The organism is Rhizobium sp. P2_G9 (genome assembly GCF_056403475.1).
Window position 1 is genome coordinate 60,521 of record NZ_JBFUFK010000020.1, and the last position, 18,642, is coordinate 79,162.

Sequence of the window (18,642 nt, forward strand, 5' to 3'; positions counted from 1 at the left end):
TTTTCCCATAAACAGCATTGCGCGCCCTCATTTCTGTTGCTTGCGCTGCACTCGACTGTTCCGGAAAGCGGAATCTGAGAACGAAAGCACGTAGCCCGTCGGCTTGTGGTCACGCCTTCTATCGAGACCTAAATTTGTTCGTCGCGCAAGGCGATGGGTTGAGTCCTGAGCAAGTGCAAGGCTGCGAAGGCAAACGCTGTTAGACAGCACTTCTAGAAATCGCCCATTTCAATGTGAGAGGCCCGAGTAGGCCCGAAGTGTACCTGTTGGGGAGTAGTCAACGTTTTGGGCAACATCATGATACAAAACCAAGCCGACGAAGAGAAGCGTAGGGAACTCGCAGCGTCCTTAGTGAAGGATATGGAAGCTACTGCCGCACGCATGCGCGAACTTATTGTCGGCATGCCCCCGCACGACCTTCTTGGCTACATTTATGCGCAGCACATGATGAAGGCGATGTCGGAGCAGAACGTCACGAAGGAGGAGCGTGAGACCCAGGGGCCGGATGACCTCATCAATCAGAACCAGTTTCTTCTCGAATATATCCACGCCGTGCTGGCCACAGACCCTGTACCGGACAAGGTTGAATTCAGTGAAGAGAAATGTGCCGAGCTGTTTGAGCTAGGCAGCAAGCTTAGGGAACAGGCGATGTTTTACGCGATGGCCAGCTCCGCCGACAAGAAGGAAGGAGCATTCGGCCCAAATACCGCTGACATAGAATTTCACGCAAAGTCTAGCTGGGTTCTGCTTCGTGGCAATCGCTACCAAGTCCTTGAAGGTGAGTTCTACCGTTATGTCCTTGAACCGCATGACGAGGTCCTGAAAGAGATTTACGGGGTAGGGGCGAGGGAGGTGGCGGCAGGCTTTCAGGCCATGGCCGACGCCGCCCGCACGGGACAAGCTTCTGCCATCGAAGAAATGATGAACCAGTTTCAGGCGGCACGTGCCTTTGCGGCAGCACAAGCAAAGCCGCTCGAAGAGGTCATGGAAGATTGGGTCGCGGGAAACAAGAAACAGTCGAAAGCGGTCGGGCAAGCCATAGAGGACATGCTGCGTGGTGGCGTAGCCAATGTTAGCCGTCATACCGACCTGCCACAGGAACTTCTAGCTGACTTGGCCTATGAACGAGGCGAGGACAGTGAGTTTTTCGCGGCTGGCGATCACTCTGGCACGCCATATCGTACGCTCCCCGTCCGCAAAAAACCGCTGATCAAGCTGGGATCGGACTATTTCGCCGTCGACCCATGCTTTACCCGCGACGCCGGGTATCGCGCGCTCTTATTCAACCTCTTGCAGCGTAAACCTGTCTACAAGATCGAGTTCAATGAGCGCCAAAAGGCAATGAGCGAAGCCGCCTTCGCCGACATTCTCAGCACCCAGTTGCCCGGCGCCAAGGTTTTGCAGGAGGTTTATTACAAGGACGCCGTCAGCAAGCAATGGTCGGAGAACGACACCCTCATTCTCATTGATGACGTTCTGTATCTGGTCGAGGCAAAAGCAGGCGCCGCAGCGACCATCGCGTCACCAGCCTTGGACTTCGGGCGTCATGCTCAGTCGGTGCAGGACCTAGTCATAAAGGCTTACAAGCAATGCGAGCGCTTCTTCAATTACCTGAACACCGCCGATGAAGTGCCACTCTTCCATTTGATTGACGGCAAGTACGTGGAGTGCGCGCGCGTGCGCCGTGCTGACTACCGTGTAATGCTACCCATCGGGCTTACGGTTGAATCGTTCACTCCGCTTTCCGCATTCTGTAAGGAACTGCCCGAAATCGTGCCGTTGCTCGGGAAACACGCTTTCATTTCCCTTTCGATCGATGACCTGTTCGTCCTTAGGCGTTTCCTACCGACACCGGGCGAGTTCGCGCACTACATGGAAGTTCGCCAGGCCGTGGCTGGCTTGCGTAGCGCCCACCTGTTCGACGAAATGGACCATCTGGGCGCCTATTTGAAGAAAAACCGCGTCGATGTAGAGATGACCGAACAGCTCAAGAAAGACGCTGACTTCGTTATGTGGGATGGCATGAGCTTTGACGTTGACCGAAGCTTCGAGAGTGAAAGCTGGGAGACTGATCAACGTCCGACACAAGAATATCCCGACGAAATGCTCAGACTCCTGCGGGCTTTCGACGTGACGCGCAAGGCCGGCTGGCTTCGCGCGGACAGTTACCTCAGGAATCTGGGTAGCGAAGGTCGCAATGAGTTGGCAGGGATGCTTGTTGACCTTCGCAATTCATTGAAACAACACGACGGACGCTACTTCATTTATGGTCAGGAAGTGGAAACACCTTTCTTCATATGGCTCCACCGATCCGGTGGCATCATTGACTGGAAGAAGGTGAACGACAAGGCGAGTTCAGCGGCGGTGATGACATCTGCCGCGGCGGTGACCGGGTTGATGATCGAAACTACAGCAGGTGGCAATTACAAGGCGGCCTTCACCTTCCCAATCACTCGACCCGCTAGTCGCACGGAGGCCAACGCGCACATTTTTGATGACGCCGAACGCATGCAGCAACGTGCTAATAACTTCCTGCGTAGTCAGAGAGCAGCGCCGCAAAAGATACAGCCTGCAGTCGGCAACCCTAAAATAGGTCGAAACGACCCGTGCCCCTGTAAGAGCGGGTTGAAATACAAGAAGTGCCACGGCCGATAATGAGGAGGCGGTACGGCGTTCGATGGAAGGCAAATTGAAGGCGTGGTCGGCCGCTCTAGCTTCCAACTGACCTGGCTGTGGTTTGCGCCGTATGGAAGCAAGAGAGCACGGCGATAGACCATACACAGGCAATGCCTACGGCATCTTTCGCCTTCTCATATTCCAGGAGCGGGCTCGTAGTTGGCTGTTTCCAAGTGGTATCTCCCGTTCGGGAATGGAAAGAGGATTCAGTTCGTATCTTCGGCCGAATCCGGCCGGCTCCGGAACGACCACTATCAAAGGTTCCTTCACAAAAGCCGTCATTCCGCTGTCGGCCCGAAATCAGTCACTTCTCTGGACGGAGCCGATGTCCGCTCCTGCCGAGAAGCGGCCTAGAACCAGAGGTCACCCATGCATCGCCCCTTTTGCCGGAAGCTCTTGCCATGTATCGAGGCCGTCGAAATGGTCGATCGGCAGATCGCAAACCTCTTCCGGCGGCGCAAGTCGCAGTCGAGAAGAGACATCGGGAACCGTTCCAACAATCAGGAGGCAGCGCAGAAGGAAGGGCTCGCCGTATTTTAGCTGCGTGATTTTACGCAGACGACCGACGCCGAACCATGAGATCCAGTGCGTCGCATTCATCGGTTGCATGAAGAATGCTGACGACTAAGTTTGTGATGCCGCAAACAGGGAGCCGCCCGCAATGTCGTATGGGATCAGCATCAAATGTCTCAATGACAGTAAGCGGTTAGCTGACGGCGTCAGGCTTGAAGTTCCATGGCATAAGCGCGTCGAGCTCGGATACTGGCCAGCCTTTAGCGATGCGGGTTAATGTCTGGGAGAGCCAGCCGAGCGGATCGACGTTGTTCATTTTGGCTGTCTGGAGAAGCGTGGCCAGTGTTGCCCACGTCCGTCCACCGCCCTCGCTGCCGGCGAATAGACTGTTCTTTCTCGTAATTGTTTGAGGCCTGATCGCGCGCTCGACGATATTGGAGTCAATTTCGATGCGACCGTCCGTCAGGAAGCGCTCCAGTGCTTCGCGCCGAGTGAGCGCGTAGCGGATCGCGTCAGCGGTCTTGGACTTGCCAGAGATCTTGTCCAATTCCTTCTGCCAAAGATCAAAGAGGCGGGAGACGATGGTTGCAGATTTTTCCTGACGCAGCATGGAACGGCTGTCGGCATTCCGACCGCGGACATCATCCTCGATGCGCCACAGCTCGGTCATCGCGATGATCGTGTCCGTTGCAGCCTTCGACACGCCGCTGATGTGCAGGTCGTAAAACTTGCGGCGTAGATGTGCCCAGCACCCTGCGAGCTGGATCGTTTCATTGCTGCCGACACGCGTCTTGGCGAGATTGGTATAGGCCGAGTAGCCGTCGACCTGCAGGATGCCGCTGAATCCGGCGAGATGACGCGCCACGCAATCAGCGCCCCTGCTGTCCTCAAAACGATAGGCCACCATCGGCGGACTGGTTCCACCATAGGGGCGATCATCGCGAGCATAAGCCCAAAGCCAGGCCTTCGTCGTTTTCCCCGAACCGGGCGCAAGAGTGGGTAAGGTGGTTTCGTCGGCGAAGATCCGTTCGCTCTCCTTGACGCGCTCCAGGATGTAATCGGCGCATATCTGCAGCTCCAAGCCCAGATGCCCCATCCACTGGGCCATCAGCGATCGGCTGATCTCGACACCGTCGCGTAGATAGATTGCCTCCTGCCGGTAAAGCGGAAGACCGTCGGCATATTTGGAAACGGCGATATAGGCGAGCAGCCGCTCCGTCGGCAGGCCGCTTTCGATGATGTGGGCCGGTGCCAAAGCCTGGAGCACGCCATCGCTGCCCCGGAAGGCATATTTGGGGCGACGCGTCACGATGACCCTGAACTTCGGCGGCACGACATCCAGTCGTTCGCAGCGATCCTCACCGATCAGGACCTTTTCCAGCCCCTCGCAGCCGGCCGGGATCTCCGGCTCGATCACTTCCTCTATGCGTTCGAGATGAGCGGCAAAACCCTTGCGCGGACGTGGTGCCCGCTTCGGCTTGTCTTTGGTCGCATGATCAAGCTCGCGCTGGATTGCCGAAAGGCCGGTCTCGATTTCCTCGAAGGCAAAGGACACCTGTTCGTCATTGACGCCAACGCGCAGTCGTTCGGAACGGGTGCCATGTTGGGTGCGCTGCAGAACCTTCAGGATCGATGTGAGGTTGGCAATCCTCTCGTTGGCATTCTTCTCCACCGCCTCCAGCCGGGCGATCTCAGCTTCAGCGACCTTCAGCCGCACTTCTTTCGCAGCCTGCTCGCGCGCCATCGCGAGAACCATCGCTTTGAACGCGTCAACATCGTCCGGCAGGTCGTGAAGGGGCAAATCCATGGCAACGAGTAGAGCACAAAAACAGCTGTTTTCCCAACCGTTACAGCGCCATGATTCATCTTGCCGCAGGCGCTGTCAGCCCGTCAGCAAAGGTCGCCTGACCTTGGTCGGGCGGATCTTTTTCCAATCCATTCCGGCCAACAATGCCATCAGCTGAGAATGGTCCAGACGTATCCGTGCCGCCGATATGCCCGGCCAGCAGAAGCCCTGATCTTCGAGCGTTTTCGAATAAAGGCAGACACCACTGCCATCCCACCAGACAATACGAATACGGTCGGCCCGTTTCGACCGGAAGACGTAAAGCGCGCCATTGAAGGGATCGAGACCGCCATCCCGCACCAGCGCCATCAACGACGCGGCCCCCTTRCGGAAGTCGACCGGCTGGCACGACATATAGACCACCACACCCGAAGCKATCATGCCTTGCGAACCGCCTGCAGAACCTTCACCAGATGATCGGAGTCGAAATCGCCGCCGATGCGCACCACCATATCTGCAATGACAATATCGACAGAACTGCTGCTTGCCGTTTCAACACGCGCGAACTTGATCTGCTTGCCCGTTCCCTCCGTCAGGGGCGCAACAATTCCCGACGCCAGCGCCTTGCGACGCCACCCATAAAGCTGTGAGGGATCCAAGCCTTCAGATCGGGCAACCGCCGAGACATTCGCCCCAGGCGCAAGCGTCGCGGCGACGATCCGCGCCTTTTCGTCTTCCGACCACTCACGCGGCTTGCGCCGTCTGCGCACCGGCTCCGCCGTCAAAACCTCAAAGGCTCGAGGGGGATTCACACTGTCGCTCATAGAATTCTCCGCATGATTCATGCAGATCATCGCCCATCAGCAGTCCGAAAAATACGTGGGATGGCCTACGCGCTTACCAATGACACGGCATCCCCCATTGTGAAGCTATGGGACGAGGCAAGCGCCTTTGAGTCAATCGCATCGATGAAGGCTTTGAACTATCCGCCACATCTCACCCTGGCTGTCTTTCCAAATGATCCCGGTCAAATCGGTGACATGGTGAAAGACATATTCGCTTCCCAGCCCAGCTTATCCATCCCCTTCGAAGCGGTCAGCTATTTTGTCGGTGATTTCCTGGTGCTCTGGGCTAAACCGCGTCACTGTGATGTTCTGCGCGATCTTCACCACAGACTGCACCGGACCTTCGATCCTGCGACTTGTCACGAGCATTATCGTGTGGATCGTTGGGTTCCCCACTGCAGCCTTGCGACCAAGGTGCCAAGCTCAAGGGCAAATGCAGCCATGGAGTGGGCAAGACAGAAACGATTGGAATTCGCGGTCGAGTTCGACGCCACGGACTTCGTCCAGTTTCCGCCAGTGGTGATACAACAAGAATACCGATTGCGGTGAGAAGGCGGCCTGCAGCACCACGCCATCCTCCTCCGCCAATCGTGTGGCGTGATTGTTGGTATTCCGACGTGGCGGCCATCGTCCTGGCAACATCTCGGGCATCCTCGCTTATGTCTCAGCGATTCCACCGCTGGGACAGTCACTGATCCCTCCTTTTCCCAAGCGCGTGGTTGAGGAAGGGAACCAGCCCCAGTCCATGCGCGGCTAATTCGACAAACCCATTTAAAGTTGCGCAAAACTATGATAGGCTTTCGCGAGGGGTTGGGTCTTCTTTGTGTAAACAAGTGCCCGATAGCGGAATGAGTGAATGACCTGCTCGACTCCTTTCGCCGGTAATCCTGCAGCACCCGGATTTCAGCATCGCCTTCATGCCATTCATGCATCGAACATGTGGACGACGGTCGGACCGAGAGGCGTCATTGTGCCTCCGTCCGCGCAGCGCGCAGGAGGGTGTCTTGGCAGAGCAAATCATGATCTGGGAGAACGATCCTGCTTCGAGCGGGCTGGTGAGTGCGGACAAGCCGAAAATTGACCAGCCGCCGTTCAAGTTCTTTTTTCCGCCGCCGCATTTCATTCCCGACCCCGATCCGGCAACGCCGAATTTCAGATACTGGAATGCTGCGGAAGCACTGCGTCGCGGCGCCGATTTCTGGCAGCCGGCGGTCGTCGTGGCGCCCGGCACGACGTGGTTTACCGGTCCGGTGCTCGAAGTCAGGCTGGATGTCGGCCTCGATTGGAACTCGGACTATGACAGGCAGGCACTCAACTTTTACCACGGCGAAGTGGATCAGGAACATCTGATCTATGCATCAGGCAGCGCCGACCTGCTTTGCCATGAACTCGGCCATGCAATGCTCGACGTCGTCCAGCAGCAACTTTGGCACACTGCCAATCAAGAGGTCGACGCCTTTCACGAATCCTTCGGAGACATAAGCGCGATCCTGTGCGCGCTCCAGGTCCCGACATTTCGAAACTCGATAATGGCGAGCACGGGGGGAGCAATATTCAGCGATTCAGCATTGTCGCGTATTGCCGAGCAGTTCGGAACAGCGCTCCACCCACTGTCTCCCGCAGATGCGGCTCCCGACTGCCTGCGCAATGCATATAATTTATTCCACTACACGCCGCCTGGAAGCCTGGGCTCGCCGGGCCTGACCTCCGAACCTCATTCCTTCTCACGGATCTTCACCGGCGCCGTCTTCGAAATTCTCGCCGGCATGCTGGCCGTTCATGCTCCAGCGACAGCAGATGATTTACGCGATGTCACGATGGAGCTGCGTGACATCATTGTCGCAGCGGCGAGACATGCTCCTCCGGTTCCGCAATATTATGCGTCGGTCGCAGCAAAAATGATGCTGGCTGCGAGAGAGCTCAATGTGGCCTATGCCTTGGTCTTCCGGGACATATTCGTCGGACGTTCGATCCTCTCATCCGCATCGGCGAATGCCGTCTTGTCGTCGCCGACGCCGGAGGAAGACACAGGCTTTGCCGAAGAGATCGTGGAAGATGATGGCGCGCCGACAGTCGCCCCGCTCGCGGCCGATGCTTATGGCCTGACTGAGCCGCTCTATGTCGAAATGCCGGTCGCTGTGAACGCAACCATTGCAAGGAGCGCGGCCTCGAACAAGAATTCATTTACCCCGCCGAGCCCCGAGGAGGCGGCCAAGGCATTCGTGGATCGACTGTTCCTGAGAGGCCTCGTCGATTACGGCGATGCCGACGTCAAGGATGACAAGGGCGGCAAGGTCCCGGACAGGCCCTCGCCTTTGCAAGCGACCCACCGCATCGAACGTATCGGTGGCAAGCTTCGCCTGAAGAGAGTTCTCATTCATTGCAGCCGCTGCCTGGCTGTCTGACGTCATTGTCAAAGAGGGAGGATCCCATGTCGCCTGAAAGCTGGAAGCTTCTTGTCTGCCGCGCCAAATCCATGGCCTCGGTGATTGGCGTCGGCATTTGCATCGCATTCGCGTCTGCACAGCAATCCTGGGCAGTTCAGTGCGTGAACAACCCCGACATAACCTGGCTGGCGACCGCGAACGACCCGGATGCCGCGGACGAGCGTGCCATCAGGAAATTGATAAGCACATATGACTGGGCACTGGACGATCACAAGGCACAGCAATTGGAGGGGCTTTTCGCCGACAATGTCTACTATGAACTGTGCAATGCCGCCGGCGATCAGCTTGTACAGGAAATCGGCGAGGAGCAGCTGAGCACCTATCTGAACGGCTATTTCAACGCATTTGTGCGCGATGGGACCCAGGCGCGGCACATCGAGAGCAACACGTTGCTCGATCTGGTGGATGCAAATACCGTGCGGGGCAAAACGACTGTCGTCGTGACCCTTCAACATCCTGATATAGAGACGCCTGTGCTGGATTACACCGGTGTGTTGAGAACCGAGTTCACGAAGGTGGACAATGTGTGGAAGTTCTCGAAAATCACCCTCATCACCGACGGTCCCCGGCTCCAGTTGCGGGCGCGATAACGACCTGGAGCACGGCCGTGAGGACCATTGGCCGGCTCTTCGCGATCATGATCATGGTTTTTGCTCCCGCGGGCGCGCCGATCCCGGGGGAGCAATTGGCTGGCCAGGCAGCCGAACCCTATCCCCTGGCTGCGATCCGGCGCATCAGCGGACCGGCCTGTGACAAGGAGCCCCGTTGTGACAGGACGACCGGCTGCCTTGCGCCGATACGGCCACAGGGGACCGTCGCCGAGGTGCTGCCGGATGACGAGGCGCACGACCGGTATCTTCGCGATCTGGAGATTTTCCGGCGATGCCGGCAATTGTCGCAATTGTCGGCAACGGCGAAAGGCGATGATCTCCGTCTGATTGACTTTCGTGCTCCCGGGCTCGAAGTGTTCAACTTTGCTGAGATCGCCCAGCGCTGGAACGGTGCCTTTCTATGGGCGCCGGCGTCGGCGAGTGTCGACACGATCACCAGATTCGGAGACGAGGTCCGCGCCACCCTGGGCCCAATCCCCGAGGGTGACTGTTCGAACGACGACGCCCGAACCCTGACCCTGCAGGTCGACGGCAATCTTGTCGACCTCAAGCCGAACCCAGGCAAGCAAGGTCATCCCCTTGAGTTCGAGCATCGGGATGCAGCAGGCAATGTCGTCAAATGGACGCGAGCGATTGCGCAATGCGACAAGCCTTCCCTGGCCGGAAGCGCGACATATTGCGGGTTTAATTCCCGTCTGAGCCGTGTCGAGAGGGGCAATGTGGAATGGCTGTTCTTCTGCCGCAAATCGAACGCCAGCGGCGACATCGCTCCGACGCCCTACTGGCAGCGTTCAAATCCCAGATTTGCCCTGCTGGGGGTCATGGGTTTCAACCGGCAAACCGGCGAGACAGCCTTTTTTGACGGCCGCAAGGATCGTGACGAGTTCGATTGGTCCGAGAAGTTCGTGGCCCCCGGAGGGGCCTCCTACGACGATCGCAAGGGCCGCGAGGCCGCCGCGGCGCTCTACGATCCCACTTTCCGCATCGAGTGTTCCGCATGCCATGATGACAAGAGCGCATTCGTGATCACGCCCAGCATCCAGCAGGCGCGCGTGGGTTTCGCCGGCAATCAGAATCCGCAGGCCCCGGGTTTCAGCCTTGGCGCTTTCCTGCCGGAAACACAGCGACATAGGTCGACACCGTTCCGCATCATCGGATCGGCCTATACCGGCACGTACCGGGTCAGCCTCGAACGGGCCAGGACGGTCCGCGACCCGACGGGCAACTGCACCGAGTGCCATACGCTGACGACCCAGGTCACTGGCCAGCGCTTTGCTGCCGATGCGGTGGCACAGGCTCCGACAATCGAACAACCTAGCAGGTCGCAGCTCCTTCGGCTGAGGGCGGAACAGGACAAGTTGCAGGACATTGCCGCGCACCGGACAGCATGGGCAAGCCGCGCCGGCCGCGGGAAAATCCACCCCTGGATGGTGCCGATCGAGGGCAACAGCCTGTCGACGCCGGCGCCGGAAATCAGTCCTGACGACTGGCGCGTGCTGAGCAACTGCCTTTGGGGTGCGGGCGGAGCTGAATGTGACTACGAACCCCTTTACACCCCCTGCCCCGCACCTGGCCTCGCCCAACAGGGCGATATCTCCGAACCCGTCGATTTCTCTGTCAGGGTGCTGTCGACCGCGCCCGCGGATTTGCAGGCGGATCGAATGCTTCGGCTGAACTGGAAGTATCTCAACGCTTACGGCGCTGTTGCGCAACGCGATGATGTCCGCTTCAATGTTGCCGTGACACCCACGGATATTCCGATCTCGCGCGCAGTTCCGCCGGCCAAGGCCTATCCGGGCCTGGAGGACGCCAAGGATACGAATTTCGTCGCCATTGCGGATGACGTCGGAACCTCCGGTACGGCTATGCTCATTCGCGACGTGTCCTACTTCGGACACAAGAGATTCACCGACCCCATGCCGACGACCGACTTGCGGGCGTTCCAGCTTGATCTGCCGGCGAAATGCAACCGCCGCTACCTGGTTCGCTTGCTCCCCAAGCGGTTTTGCTTCGACCAGAATCTCATCGCCTATGGACGAACGGACTACCTGCGCTACGCAGATGTTTCGTGCCGTTGAGAGGAGGCCTGGAGGTGGTGCCCTCCGGTGTTCAAATGGCACACAAGCGAAGGTCGCGTGAAAAGCTTGCACTATCTTGCTGGCCTAAAAGCCATTTTGGCGCCCGGAGCCAGCAAAAGCACGGCGAGAAGAACCCATAGCCGACAATTTTCTGGATATTTCCTACTTCTAATGTAGCCTATGAAAATACGAAAGCATGCTCTAGAACCTTCGTTGCCCCGTGAAGGAGCAGCATGAGTGACATCGGCAAGTGGCTGACGGAGATAGGACTTGCGCAGCTGGCGCAAACTTTCGCTCGCGCCCAGATTGATGTCGACAGCCTCAAGCTCCTGACCAATGAAGACCTGCGCGAGTTGCGGATACCGCTGGGCCCCAGGCGCAAACTGCTTGCCGCCGTCGCGGCGATGACGCCGGCGCCGGCCGACGATCTGAGGCAGCAACCCGAGCGCCGTCAACTGACAATCCTGTTCTGTGACATGGTGGGTTCCACCGAATATGCAACGCGGCTGGATCCGGAAGACTTCAGCGAGCTCACTCAAAGATATCTTAATCGATGCAACGGGCTTGCCAGGTCTCACGGCGGCTTCGTCGCGAACTATATCGGAGACTCGCTGCAGGTCCTGTTCGGCTATCCGGTCGCCGAAGAAAACGACGCGGAGCGGGCGATAACGCTCGCGCTCGATCTTGTCGAGGCGGTCCCACAGATAGAGGCGCCTGATGGCAGTCGGCCGAATGTCCGGATCGGAATTGCCACCGGGCTCGTCGTCGTCGGTGATGTCAAAGGGGCGCCGGAGGGCGTCTCCACCGTGGCTTTCGGTCCCATACCCAATCTCGCGCAGCGGCTGGAGACAGTGGCGGAACCGAAAGCGATCCTTGTCGACCCGAACACCTACGCGTCCGCCTATCGTGCCTTCGAGTTCCGAGATCTCGGCCTCATCGCCTTGAAGGGCTTCAAGGAGCCGGTTCATGTTCGATGCGCCACCAAGGCGCTGCCGCGCGGCGGCAGGTTCACGAGGACGGGCCTTACGCCGCTCGTCGGGCGTGAGGATGAAATCCGAAAAATTCTCGCGCTCAGCCAACAGGTCGCTGCGGACCGTTGCCCGCGCTGGCTGCTGGTTTGCGGAGAGCCGGGGATCGGCAAGTCGCGGCTCTTGTTCGAAGTTGCCGGCAAGCTGCCGACGGCAAAGACGATGACAGCGCAATGCTCCCTGGCGCACGCCAACAGCGCTCTTTTCCCTTTTCTGCAGCTTCTCAGGCAAGAGTGTGCCATATCGGATGCACTGCCGATGGCCGAAGCAATGCAGAGGTTGGAAGAATTTCTAACCGCCGGCACGGTGCCGCTGTCTCACGCCGTGCCGATCCTGGCACGTTTGCTGGCCGTCCACCAAACGGATTATCCGCCTTCGGACCTGACATCCACCGAGCAGCAGACGACCATACGCAAGGTGTTCGTCGAATGGCTGCGCCATCTCACCCGCCAGGGTCCGCTGCTGCTTGCGATCGAAGACGCACAATGGATGGACCCTTCCACCAGCAGCCTCCTCAGGGCGCTGAACGAGGAAAGTGAGGATTTTGCTGTTCTTGTCCTGGTCACATCGCGCCAGGAAAAGCTCAAATTCGGTGCTCAGCGACCACATATGGATGTGATGCGGATTGGGCGTCTGACGCGTGAACAGGCGAGCGCTCTGGCTGAAAGCGTCGCTCCAGGTGTCAAGCTCGCATCGGACGTGGCACGGTCTCTGCTGGGAAAAGCGGAGGGGGTGCCGCTCTATGTGGAAGAACTGGTAAAGTATGCCGTGGAGTTGACAAGCGCGCGCGACGCTTCCCAGAGCTCGCACGATCTTCCGATAGAGGTTCCCAACAACCTGCAATCGGCGCTGCTTGCCAGGCTCGACAAATTGGGTGAAGGCAAGAAAATCGCCCAGGTGGCCGCCGTCATCGGCCGGGAATTCGACGTCAACACACTCGCGCGGGTTACCGATATTTCCGTCGACGCATTGAGGCCGCAGCTGGAACGCCTGACGGAAGTCGGACTGATCGCCCCGCAGCCGTTCGCGGACTGGCCAAGATACGCTTTCACCCACGTGCTGTTGCAGGAGGCCGCCTGCGGGGCAATGCTGCGGCACAGCCGCCGGCAACTGCATGCGCGTGTCGCCGACATGATCGAGGAAACCGAGCCGAAGACGGCACATGAACACCCCGAGGTGTTGGCGCAGCACCTGGATGAAGCGGGGCAGTTCGAGCGTGCGGCGGATCACTGGCTCGCTGCCGGAATCAAGGTCGGACAGACATGGGCGAAGGTCGAGGCGGCGAACATGTTCGCCAAGGGCCTGGAATGCCTCGCCAAGCTGCCGCCGTCGCCCCATCGCGACCGCAGGGAACTTCGGCTGGAGCTCGAACGGGGCGACGTGCTCTATGCGACTTACGGATATGTGACGCGCGAGGGAAGTGACGCCTACCGAAACGTGATGAGGCTCAGCGAAGCATTGGGCGACGCCGAGGCGGCTATTCGCGCACTCGACGGATTGTTCGGCACGGCATTCAATTCTGCCCGCTTCAGCGATGCGGAATGGGCGAGCAATCAGCTCCTCAGCATCGGCAAGGAACGGCAGAACATCAAGGCTCTGGTTCTCGGGACGCAGTTCCTCGGCATGTGCTCCTTCTCGCGCGGGCGGTTCAAGGAGGCCAGATCATATTTGAATGAGGCACTGGCGCACCAATCGCATACAGACGAGGTGGGAAGTGATTTTCCCAGCATGTCGATGATCTACATGTCGTGGACGCTGCAGCTCCTGGGAGAAGAAGACGAGGCGCTGGCGCTCTACCTGAAGGCCTTGGCGCAGGCGCGCCTGCAGACGGACTATCGCCTTGCGGCGTGCCTCGGCAACGGCTGTATCCTCATGGGCCTTCGGCACGACACGAGAATGCTCGAGGAGATGATCGCCGAACTGATGCTGGTCGCGAAAAGAAACGGATTCCAGCTCTGGCTCAATATGGCGTCGTTCTTTCAGGGCTGGATGCTGGTCATGACACGCCAGGATGCATCCGGCCTGCAGCAGATGCGCAATATCTGCGACAATATGGGTGAACAGGAGATCGACAAGACCTGTTACCTGGGGGTTCTTGCGGAGAGTTTTTTGCGCATGGGACGGGTGGCGGAAGCATTGCAGACCGTGGACGGCGCGCTCGCTCTGGCAGAGAAGACCGGAGAGCGCTACTTCCTCGCCGAGCTCTTGCGATTGAGCGGAGAACTGAAGTCGACCGCCGAGATATCGGAGGCCCGGTCGGTGCTGCGCAAGGCGGTTGCCATCGCGCGCAAACAGGGCGCGAAGACCTGGGAGGTTCGGGCGCTGCAAACGCTTGGCGCGTTGGACGCAGCAGCCACGCAAGTGAAATGAACGGGAATGCCGTGCAAGATGCCACCATGTGAGTGTGGCATCAGCCAACCACGACCGCTGACGCGCAAAGCCCCTCCTCCAGGAATCGGGTGGCAGCCAACCGGTGATCGCTCTACCCCTCTCCCGGCACAGATCAGGAGATGGATATGGAACTCGCAAGCAAAACGATCATCGTCACCGGAGCCTCGAGCGGCATTGGCGCCGCGGCGGCAAGGCTTTTCGCCGAGGAGGGCGCGAATGTCGTGCTGGGCGCGCGGCGTTCTGAGGAACTGCGCACGCTCGCCGAGGAGATCGCCACTGGGGGCGGCCACGCCGTCTTCCTCGCCGGCGATGTTCGGGAGGATGGCTATGCGCAGGCGCTGACCGCGCTCGCCATCGACACCTTCGGACGCCTGGACGGCGCGTTCAACAATGTCGGCTCGGTGGGAGAGATGGGCACGATCCCGGATATGTCGATCGACAATTGGAACAGCGTGCTCTCGACCAATCTGACAAGCGCCTTCTGGGCGGCAAAGGCGCAGGTGCCGGTGATGAAGCAACAGGGCGGCGGCTCGATCGTCTTCACCTCCTCCTTCGTCGGCTTCAGCAATGCCGGCATGCCCGGCATGGGCGCCTATGCGGCGTCGAAGGCAGGGCTGAACGGCCTGGTGCAATCGCTGGCCGCCGAACATGCCGCCGACGGCATCCGCATCAACGCGCTTCTGCCGGGAGGCACGATCACGCCCGCAAGCGGCGAAGGAAATCCTGCGGTTCTGGAATTCATCGCCGGCCTGCACCCGATGAAAAGGATGGCGTCCGCCGCAGAAATCGCCCAGGCAGCACTCTTCCTGCTCTCCGACCGCTCGCAATTCATGACCGGCAGCCCGATGATCGTCGACGGCGGCATGTCCGTGCGGCTTCTGTAGGGCGAGAGGACCGGTGACGGGCGGCTTGCGGGCGGCCCGTTTCGGCCGGCGTGGGGCGAAACGGCGACGCGCCTTGCACTATGCCGTGACTGCACGCGCCTGGCGTCTGACATTCTGCGGCGGCTGGCCAAAAATGCGGACAAAGGCGCGCCGCATGCGTTCCGGGTCGGCAAATCCGACCTCTCTGGCGATCAGTTCGATCGGTTCGTTGCTATCTTCAATCCGGGCGCGGGCCGCCTCCGCACGCAAGCGCTCGACCGCCTTGGCGGGCGTTTCGCCGGTTTCGAGCAGGAAACTGCGCCCGAACTGACGCGGACTGAGGCAGGCAATTTCCGCCAGCCGGTCGACGGACAGCCTCTCCTCGAGATGCTCGCGCGCATAGCTGAGCGCCGCCCTGATGCGGTCGGAGGATGGCTCTATGTCGAGCAGGGCGGAAAATTGCGATTGGCCGCCCTGGCGCCGATGATAGACGACGAGGTCGCGCGCCACCGCACGGGAAACCTCCCTGCCGAGATCGTCCTCGATCAGGGCGAGCGACAGATCGATGCCGGAAGAGATGCCCGCCGATGTCCATACGGCGCCGGACCTGACGAATATCCGGTCGCCTTCGACGCGAATGCCGGGAAAAAGCCGCTGCAGCGTCGCCGCATAGCGCCAATGGGTCGTCGCCGGCCGCTGGTCGAGCAAGCCCGCCGCCGCAAGAATGAAAGCGCCGGTGCAGACGCTTGCGATCCGCCGCGCGGATTGCGCGTGCCGGGCGGCGATCTCTGCCACGTCACCGATCGGCTCGGGCGGCACGCATCGGCCGCCGGCGAAGATCAGGGTATCGAATGTGAATTGATCGACCGGCATCGTCATGACATCCACGCCCACGGAACTGCAGACCAGACCGCCATGCTGCGAGACCGCGCATATGTGATAGCTATCGCTGCCCGACACCCGGCCAGCGGCCTGAAACGCTGCCAGCGGGCCGGCGAGATCGAGCATCTGAAAGCCGGGAAAAACGAAAATTCCGATCGTTCTGGCCATATCCGCCATCCTTCCGGCGACCGCGCTCAGCATCGCGACTACCGATCTGTTGACCTCAGGAAAGTGCGGGCACGGTGCCCCGCGCTTTCCGCTCATCCATGATCCAATATAGGGTCAATGCCACCGCAATGACGATCACGGGAAGAGAAAGCAGGTTCAATTGCGCCCAGCCGAACCATTCCAGCATCGGGCCCGCGGCAAGCGAGGCGAGCGCGGTGGCCGCGGAGCGTATCAGTTCCGCCACGCCCTGGACCTTGGCTCTCTCGCTCGGCCTATAGGAGCGGGCGAGAAGCGTCGTGCCGCCAACGAACATAAAATTCCAACCGATACCGAGACAGAGGAGCGCCACATAGAACGCGGTCACGCTGGTCGAGGTCACCGCCATGACCGCGCACATCGCTGTCAGCACCATGCCCGACATCAGGATCGACGCCAGCCCAAAACGCTTGATCAACGCGCCGGCAAACAGGGACGGTGCATACATGCCGACAAGGTGCCATTGAATCATCCCGGCGCCATCCTCGATGCTGTGCCCACAACTGACAGCCGCGAGCGGTGCCGCCGTCATCAAGAGCATCATCACCACGCCGCCGATCACATTGTTGGCGACCGCCGCCCATGAAATCGGCTGCATCAATACGGCCGCTACGGGGCGCGGTTTCTCTTCAGCGGCGCCGACCCCTGTCGCGTCGGGAGCGTGATCCGTGAAAGCGAACATGAACACCAATGCCGAAGCGATTCCGAGCGCGGAAACCATCACATAGGAACCGGCAAACATTGCCGAGAGAAGGTCCTTGCTCCATGCGGCCAAAGCAGGACCCAGGATGGCTGCGAGCACGCCGCCGGCAAGGACGAAGGAAATCGCCCTGGCCTTGTCCTCCAGCGCAACCGTGTCGGCGGCGGCAAGGCGATAATATTGGGCGAAAGCCTGAAACACGCCGACACAGGCCGTTCCGAGGCAGAATACCCAGAAATTGTCATGCATGACCGACCAGACGGAAATCGCCCCGCCTGCGGCGCAGGTCAGCGCACCGAGAAGAAAGCCTGCGCGACGGCCGACGCGCTGCATCAGCAGTGACGCAAACAGCGTCACCACCGCGCCGGCAACCGTGATCAGCGCGAATGGCAGGGTCGCCAGCGATTTTATCGGCGCGAGCTGATATCCGGTCAGACCTGTCAGCGTGAGATCGATGGAAAGGGCCGCCGTATAGAGGCCCTGGCATATCGCCAGGACTAGCGTGCTTCGGTTCGGCAGGGTGAGGTCGCGGGACAGCCAGCGCATATCGGCCCCTCTCATGCAGGCTGCAGGAAGGCGGCCGGCATGCGGCCGAACGCCACCGCATTGTCCAGCAGCCGGTTGGCGAAACCCCATTCATTGTCGTACCAGGCGTAGACGGTCGCATGCGAGCCGCCGATGACCTTGGTCAGGGTCGTGTCGAAAATGGCGGACGCATCGTCGTGGATGAAGTCGCTCGAAACCAGCGGCAGGTCGTTGATCTTGAGCATGCGCCTGAGTGGCCCGTCGGACGCCTCGCGCATCATGGTATTGATCTCGTCAGCCGAGGTCGGGCGCGCCGTGGTGAAGCTGACGATCAGCAGGCAGACATCCATCGTCGGCACCCGGATCGAGAAACCATCCATCCGGCCTTCCAATTCCGGCAACACAAGCCCGATCGCCGACGCCGCCCCGGTCTTCGTCGGAATGATCGACGCCATCGCCGACCGTGCCCGGCGTGGGTCGGCATGATAGACATCCGTCAGCACCTGGTCGTTGGTGACGGCGTGCACCGTGGTCATGGTTCCGGCGACAATACCGATCCGCTCGTGCAGCGGCTTGGCGACCACAGCCAGGCAGTTGGTCGTGCACGAGCCGATTGCGATGACGCGGTGATCCGCCTGCAATACGTGATCGTTCACGCCGCGGACGATCGTCGCGTCGACATCGCGACCTGCCGGGGCGGAGATGATCACGCGCTTGGCGCCGGCGACAAGATGGGCGGACGCGCCGTCGCGGCTGGCAAACCGCCCGGTGCATTCGAGGATCACGTCGATGTCCATCTCGGCCCAGGGCAATTTCGACGGATCGCGCTCCGCCAGGACCCGGATCGCATCGCCGTTGACGACAAGCGCATCGCCCCGCACGGCAACCTCGCCTCCGAACTTGCCGTGGGTTGTGTCGAAGGCAGTCAGATGAGCGTTGATCTCGGCGCTGGCAAGATCGTTGACGGCCACGACCTCGATCTCCCCTCGCCTGCCGGTCTCATAGAGGGCTCGAAGCGCGTTTCTTCCTATGCGGCCGTAACCGTTGATCGCCACTCGCAAAACCATGGGAGTTCCCTTTCAGATGATGAAAG

13 protein-coding genes and 1 pseudogene are annotated in these 18,642 nt (G+C 59.9%); 7 read left to right on the plus strand and 7 right to left on the minus strand.

Annotated features, from left to right (window positions below):
• The first annotated feature begins 285 nt into the window (after nucleotides 1-285).
• Nucleotides 286-2,655: a YecA family protein gene (locus AC1DYF_RS18035; RefSeq protein ID WP_477878124.1), complete on the plus strand. Its 2,370-nt coding sequence runs from the start codon at nucleotides 286-288 to the stop codon at nucleotides 2,653-2,655.
• Nucleotides 2,656-3,026: 371 nt separating this feature from the next.
• On the opposite strand, the pseudogene AC1DYF_RS18040 reads toward AC1DYF_RS18035, so the two are convergent.
• From AC1DYF_RS18040 to AC1DYF_RS18055, 4 genes and pseudogenes are all read right to left on the minus strand, one after another.
• Nucleotides 3,027-3,144: pseudogene (locus AC1DYF_RS18040) on the minus strand (GFA family protein); the annotation flags it as partial.
• 238 nt (nucleotides 3,145-3,382) lie between these two features.
• Nucleotides 3,383-4,996 carry an IS66 family transposase gene (tnpC, locus tag AC1DYF_RS18045; RefSeq protein ID WP_477878125.1) on the minus strand — a complete coding sequence of 538 codons (1,614 nt, stop codon included), beginning with the start codon at nucleotides 4,994-4,996 and terminating at the stop codon, nucleotides 3,383-3,385.
• A gap of 75 nt (nucleotides 4,997-5,071) precedes the next feature.
• A complete protein-coding gene (gene tnpB, locus AC1DYF_RS18050) occupies nucleotides 5,072-5,416 on the minus strand; it encodes an IS66 family insertion sequence element accessory protein TnpB (RefSeq protein ID WP_477878126.1) in 345 nt (114 codons plus the stop codon).
• Nucleotides 5,413-5,820: a transposase gene (locus tag AC1DYF_RS18055; RefSeq protein ID WP_477878127.1), complete on the minus strand. Its 408-nt coding sequence runs from the start codon at nucleotides 5,818-5,820 to the stop codon at nucleotides 5,413-5,415. Before AC1DYF_RS18055 ends, tnpB begins: the two co-directional genes overlap by 4 nt.
• A 39-nt stretch (nucleotides 5,821-5,859) precedes the next feature.
• Between AC1DYF_RS18055 and AC1DYF_RS18060 the strand changes: the two genes are divergently transcribed.
• The 6 genes from AC1DYF_RS18060 to AC1DYF_RS18085 all read left to right on the plus strand — a co-directional run bounded on the left by AC1DYF_RS18060 (nucleotide 5,860) and on the right by AC1DYF_RS18085 (nucleotide 15,259).
• Complete coding sequence (locus AC1DYF_RS18060) at nucleotides 5,860-6,369, plus strand: 2'-5' RNA ligase family protein (RefSeq protein WP_477878128.1); 510 nt, start codon at nucleotides 5,860-5,862, stop codon at nucleotides 6,367-6,369.
• 455 nt (nucleotides 6,370-6,824) lie between these two features.
• Nucleotides 6,825-8,225 carry a gluzincin family metallopeptidase gene (locus AC1DYF_RS18065; RefSeq protein ID WP_477878129.1) on the plus strand — a complete coding sequence of 467 codons (1,401 nt, stop codon included), beginning with the start codon at nucleotides 6,825-6,827 and terminating at the stop codon, nucleotides 8,223-8,225.
• A gap of 26 nt (nucleotides 8,226-8,251) precedes the next feature.
• Nucleotides 8,252-8,857, plus strand: a complete 606-nt coding sequence (locus AC1DYF_RS18070; RefSeq protein WP_477878130.1) for a nuclear transport factor 2 family protein — start codon at nucleotides 8,252-8,254, stop codon at nucleotides 8,855-8,857.
• The gene (locus AC1DYF_RS18075; RefSeq protein WP_477878131.1) at nucleotides 8,794-10,956 is read left to right on the plus strand and encodes a hypothetical protein; all 2,163 of its coding nucleotides are present in this window, start codon (nucleotides 8,794-8,796) and stop codon (nucleotides 10,954-10,956) included. Before AC1DYF_RS18070 ends, AC1DYF_RS18075 begins: the two co-directional genes overlap by 64 nt.
• Before the next feature lie 233 nt (nucleotides 10,957-11,189).
• Nucleotides 11,190-14,354 carry an adenylate/guanylate cyclase domain-containing protein gene (locus tag AC1DYF_RS18080; RefSeq protein WP_477878132.1) on the plus strand — a complete coding sequence of 1,055 codons (3,165 nt, stop codon included), beginning with the start codon at nucleotides 11,190-11,192 and terminating at the stop codon, nucleotides 14,352-14,354.
• Nucleotides 14,355-14,500: 146 nt separating this feature from the next.
• A complete protein-coding gene (locus tag AC1DYF_RS18085) occupies nucleotides 14,501-15,259 on the plus strand; it encodes an SDR family oxidoreductase (RefSeq protein WP_477878133.1) in 759 nt (252 codons plus the stop codon).
• Between the two features lie 78 nt (nucleotides 15,260-15,337).
• Here AC1DYF_RS18085 and AC1DYF_RS18090 read toward each other — a convergent pair whose 3' ends face one another.
• The 3 genes from AC1DYF_RS18090 to gap are packed head-to-tail and all read right to left on the minus strand — an operon-like array spanning nucleotide 15,338 to nucleotide 18,616.
• The gene (locus AC1DYF_RS18090) at nucleotides 15,338-16,288 is read right to left on the minus strand and encodes a GlxA family transcriptional regulator (RefSeq protein ID WP_477878134.1); all 951 of its coding nucleotides are present in this window, start codon (nucleotides 16,286-16,288) and stop codon (nucleotides 15,338-15,340) included.
• A gap of 55 nt (nucleotides 16,289-16,343) precedes the next feature.
• Nucleotides 16,344-17,570, minus strand: coding sequence for an MFS transporter (locus AC1DYF_RS18095; protein ID WP_477878135.1), 1,227 nt, complete (start codon nucleotides 17,568-17,570; stop codon nucleotides 16,344-16,346).
• Nucleotides 17,571-17,581: 11 nt separating this feature from the next.
• The gene (gene gap / locus AC1DYF_RS18100; RefSeq protein ID WP_477878136.1) at nucleotides 17,582-18,616 is read right to left on the minus strand and encodes a type I glyceraldehyde-3-phosphate dehydrogenase; all 1,035 of its coding nucleotides are present in this window, start codon (nucleotides 18,614-18,616) and stop codon (nucleotides 17,582-17,584) included.
• Between the last annotated feature and the right edge of the window lie 26 nt (nucleotides 18,617-18,642).

What these genes read in the sequence shown, in the direction of transcription:
- tnpC (WP_477878125.1), bottom strand. Translation starts at nt 4,996, where the DNA reads ATGGATTTGCCCCTTCACGACCTGCCGGACGATGTTGACGCGTTCAAA.
- AC1DYF_RS18055 (WP_477878127.1), bottom strand. Translation starts at nt 5,820, where the DNA reads ATGAATCATGCGGAGAATTCTATGAGCGACAGTGTGAATCCCCCTCGA.
- AC1DYF_RS18060 (WP_477878128.1), top strand. Translation starts at nt 5,860, where the DNA reads ATGGCCTACGCGCTTACCAATGACACGGCATCCCCCATTGTGAAGCTA.
- AC1DYF_RS18070 (WP_477878130.1), top strand. Translation starts at nt 8,252, where the DNA reads ATGTCGCCTGAAAGCTGGAAGCTTCTTGTCTGCCGCGCCAAATCCATG.
- AC1DYF_RS18080 (WP_477878132.1), top strand. Translation starts at nt 11,190, where the DNA reads ATGAGTGACATCGGCAAGTGGCTGACGGAGATAGGACTTGCGCAGCTG.
- AC1DYF_RS18085 (WP_477878133.1), top strand. Translation starts at nt 14,501, where the DNA reads ATGGAACTCGCAAGCAAAACGATCATCGTCACCGGAGCCTCGAGCGGC.
- AC1DYF_RS18090 (WP_477878134.1), bottom strand. Translation starts at nt 16,288, where the DNA reads ATGGCCAGAACGATCGGAATTTTCGTTTTTCCCGGCTTTCAGATGCTC.
- AC1DYF_RS18095 (WP_477878135.1), bottom strand. Translation starts at nt 17,570, where the DNA reads ATGCGCTGGCTGTCCCGCGACCTCACCCTGCCGAACCGAAGCACGCTA.
- gap (WP_477878136.1), bottom strand. Translation starts at nt 18,616, where the DNA reads ATGGTTTTGCGAGTGGCGATCAACGGTTACGGCCGCATAGGAAGAAAC.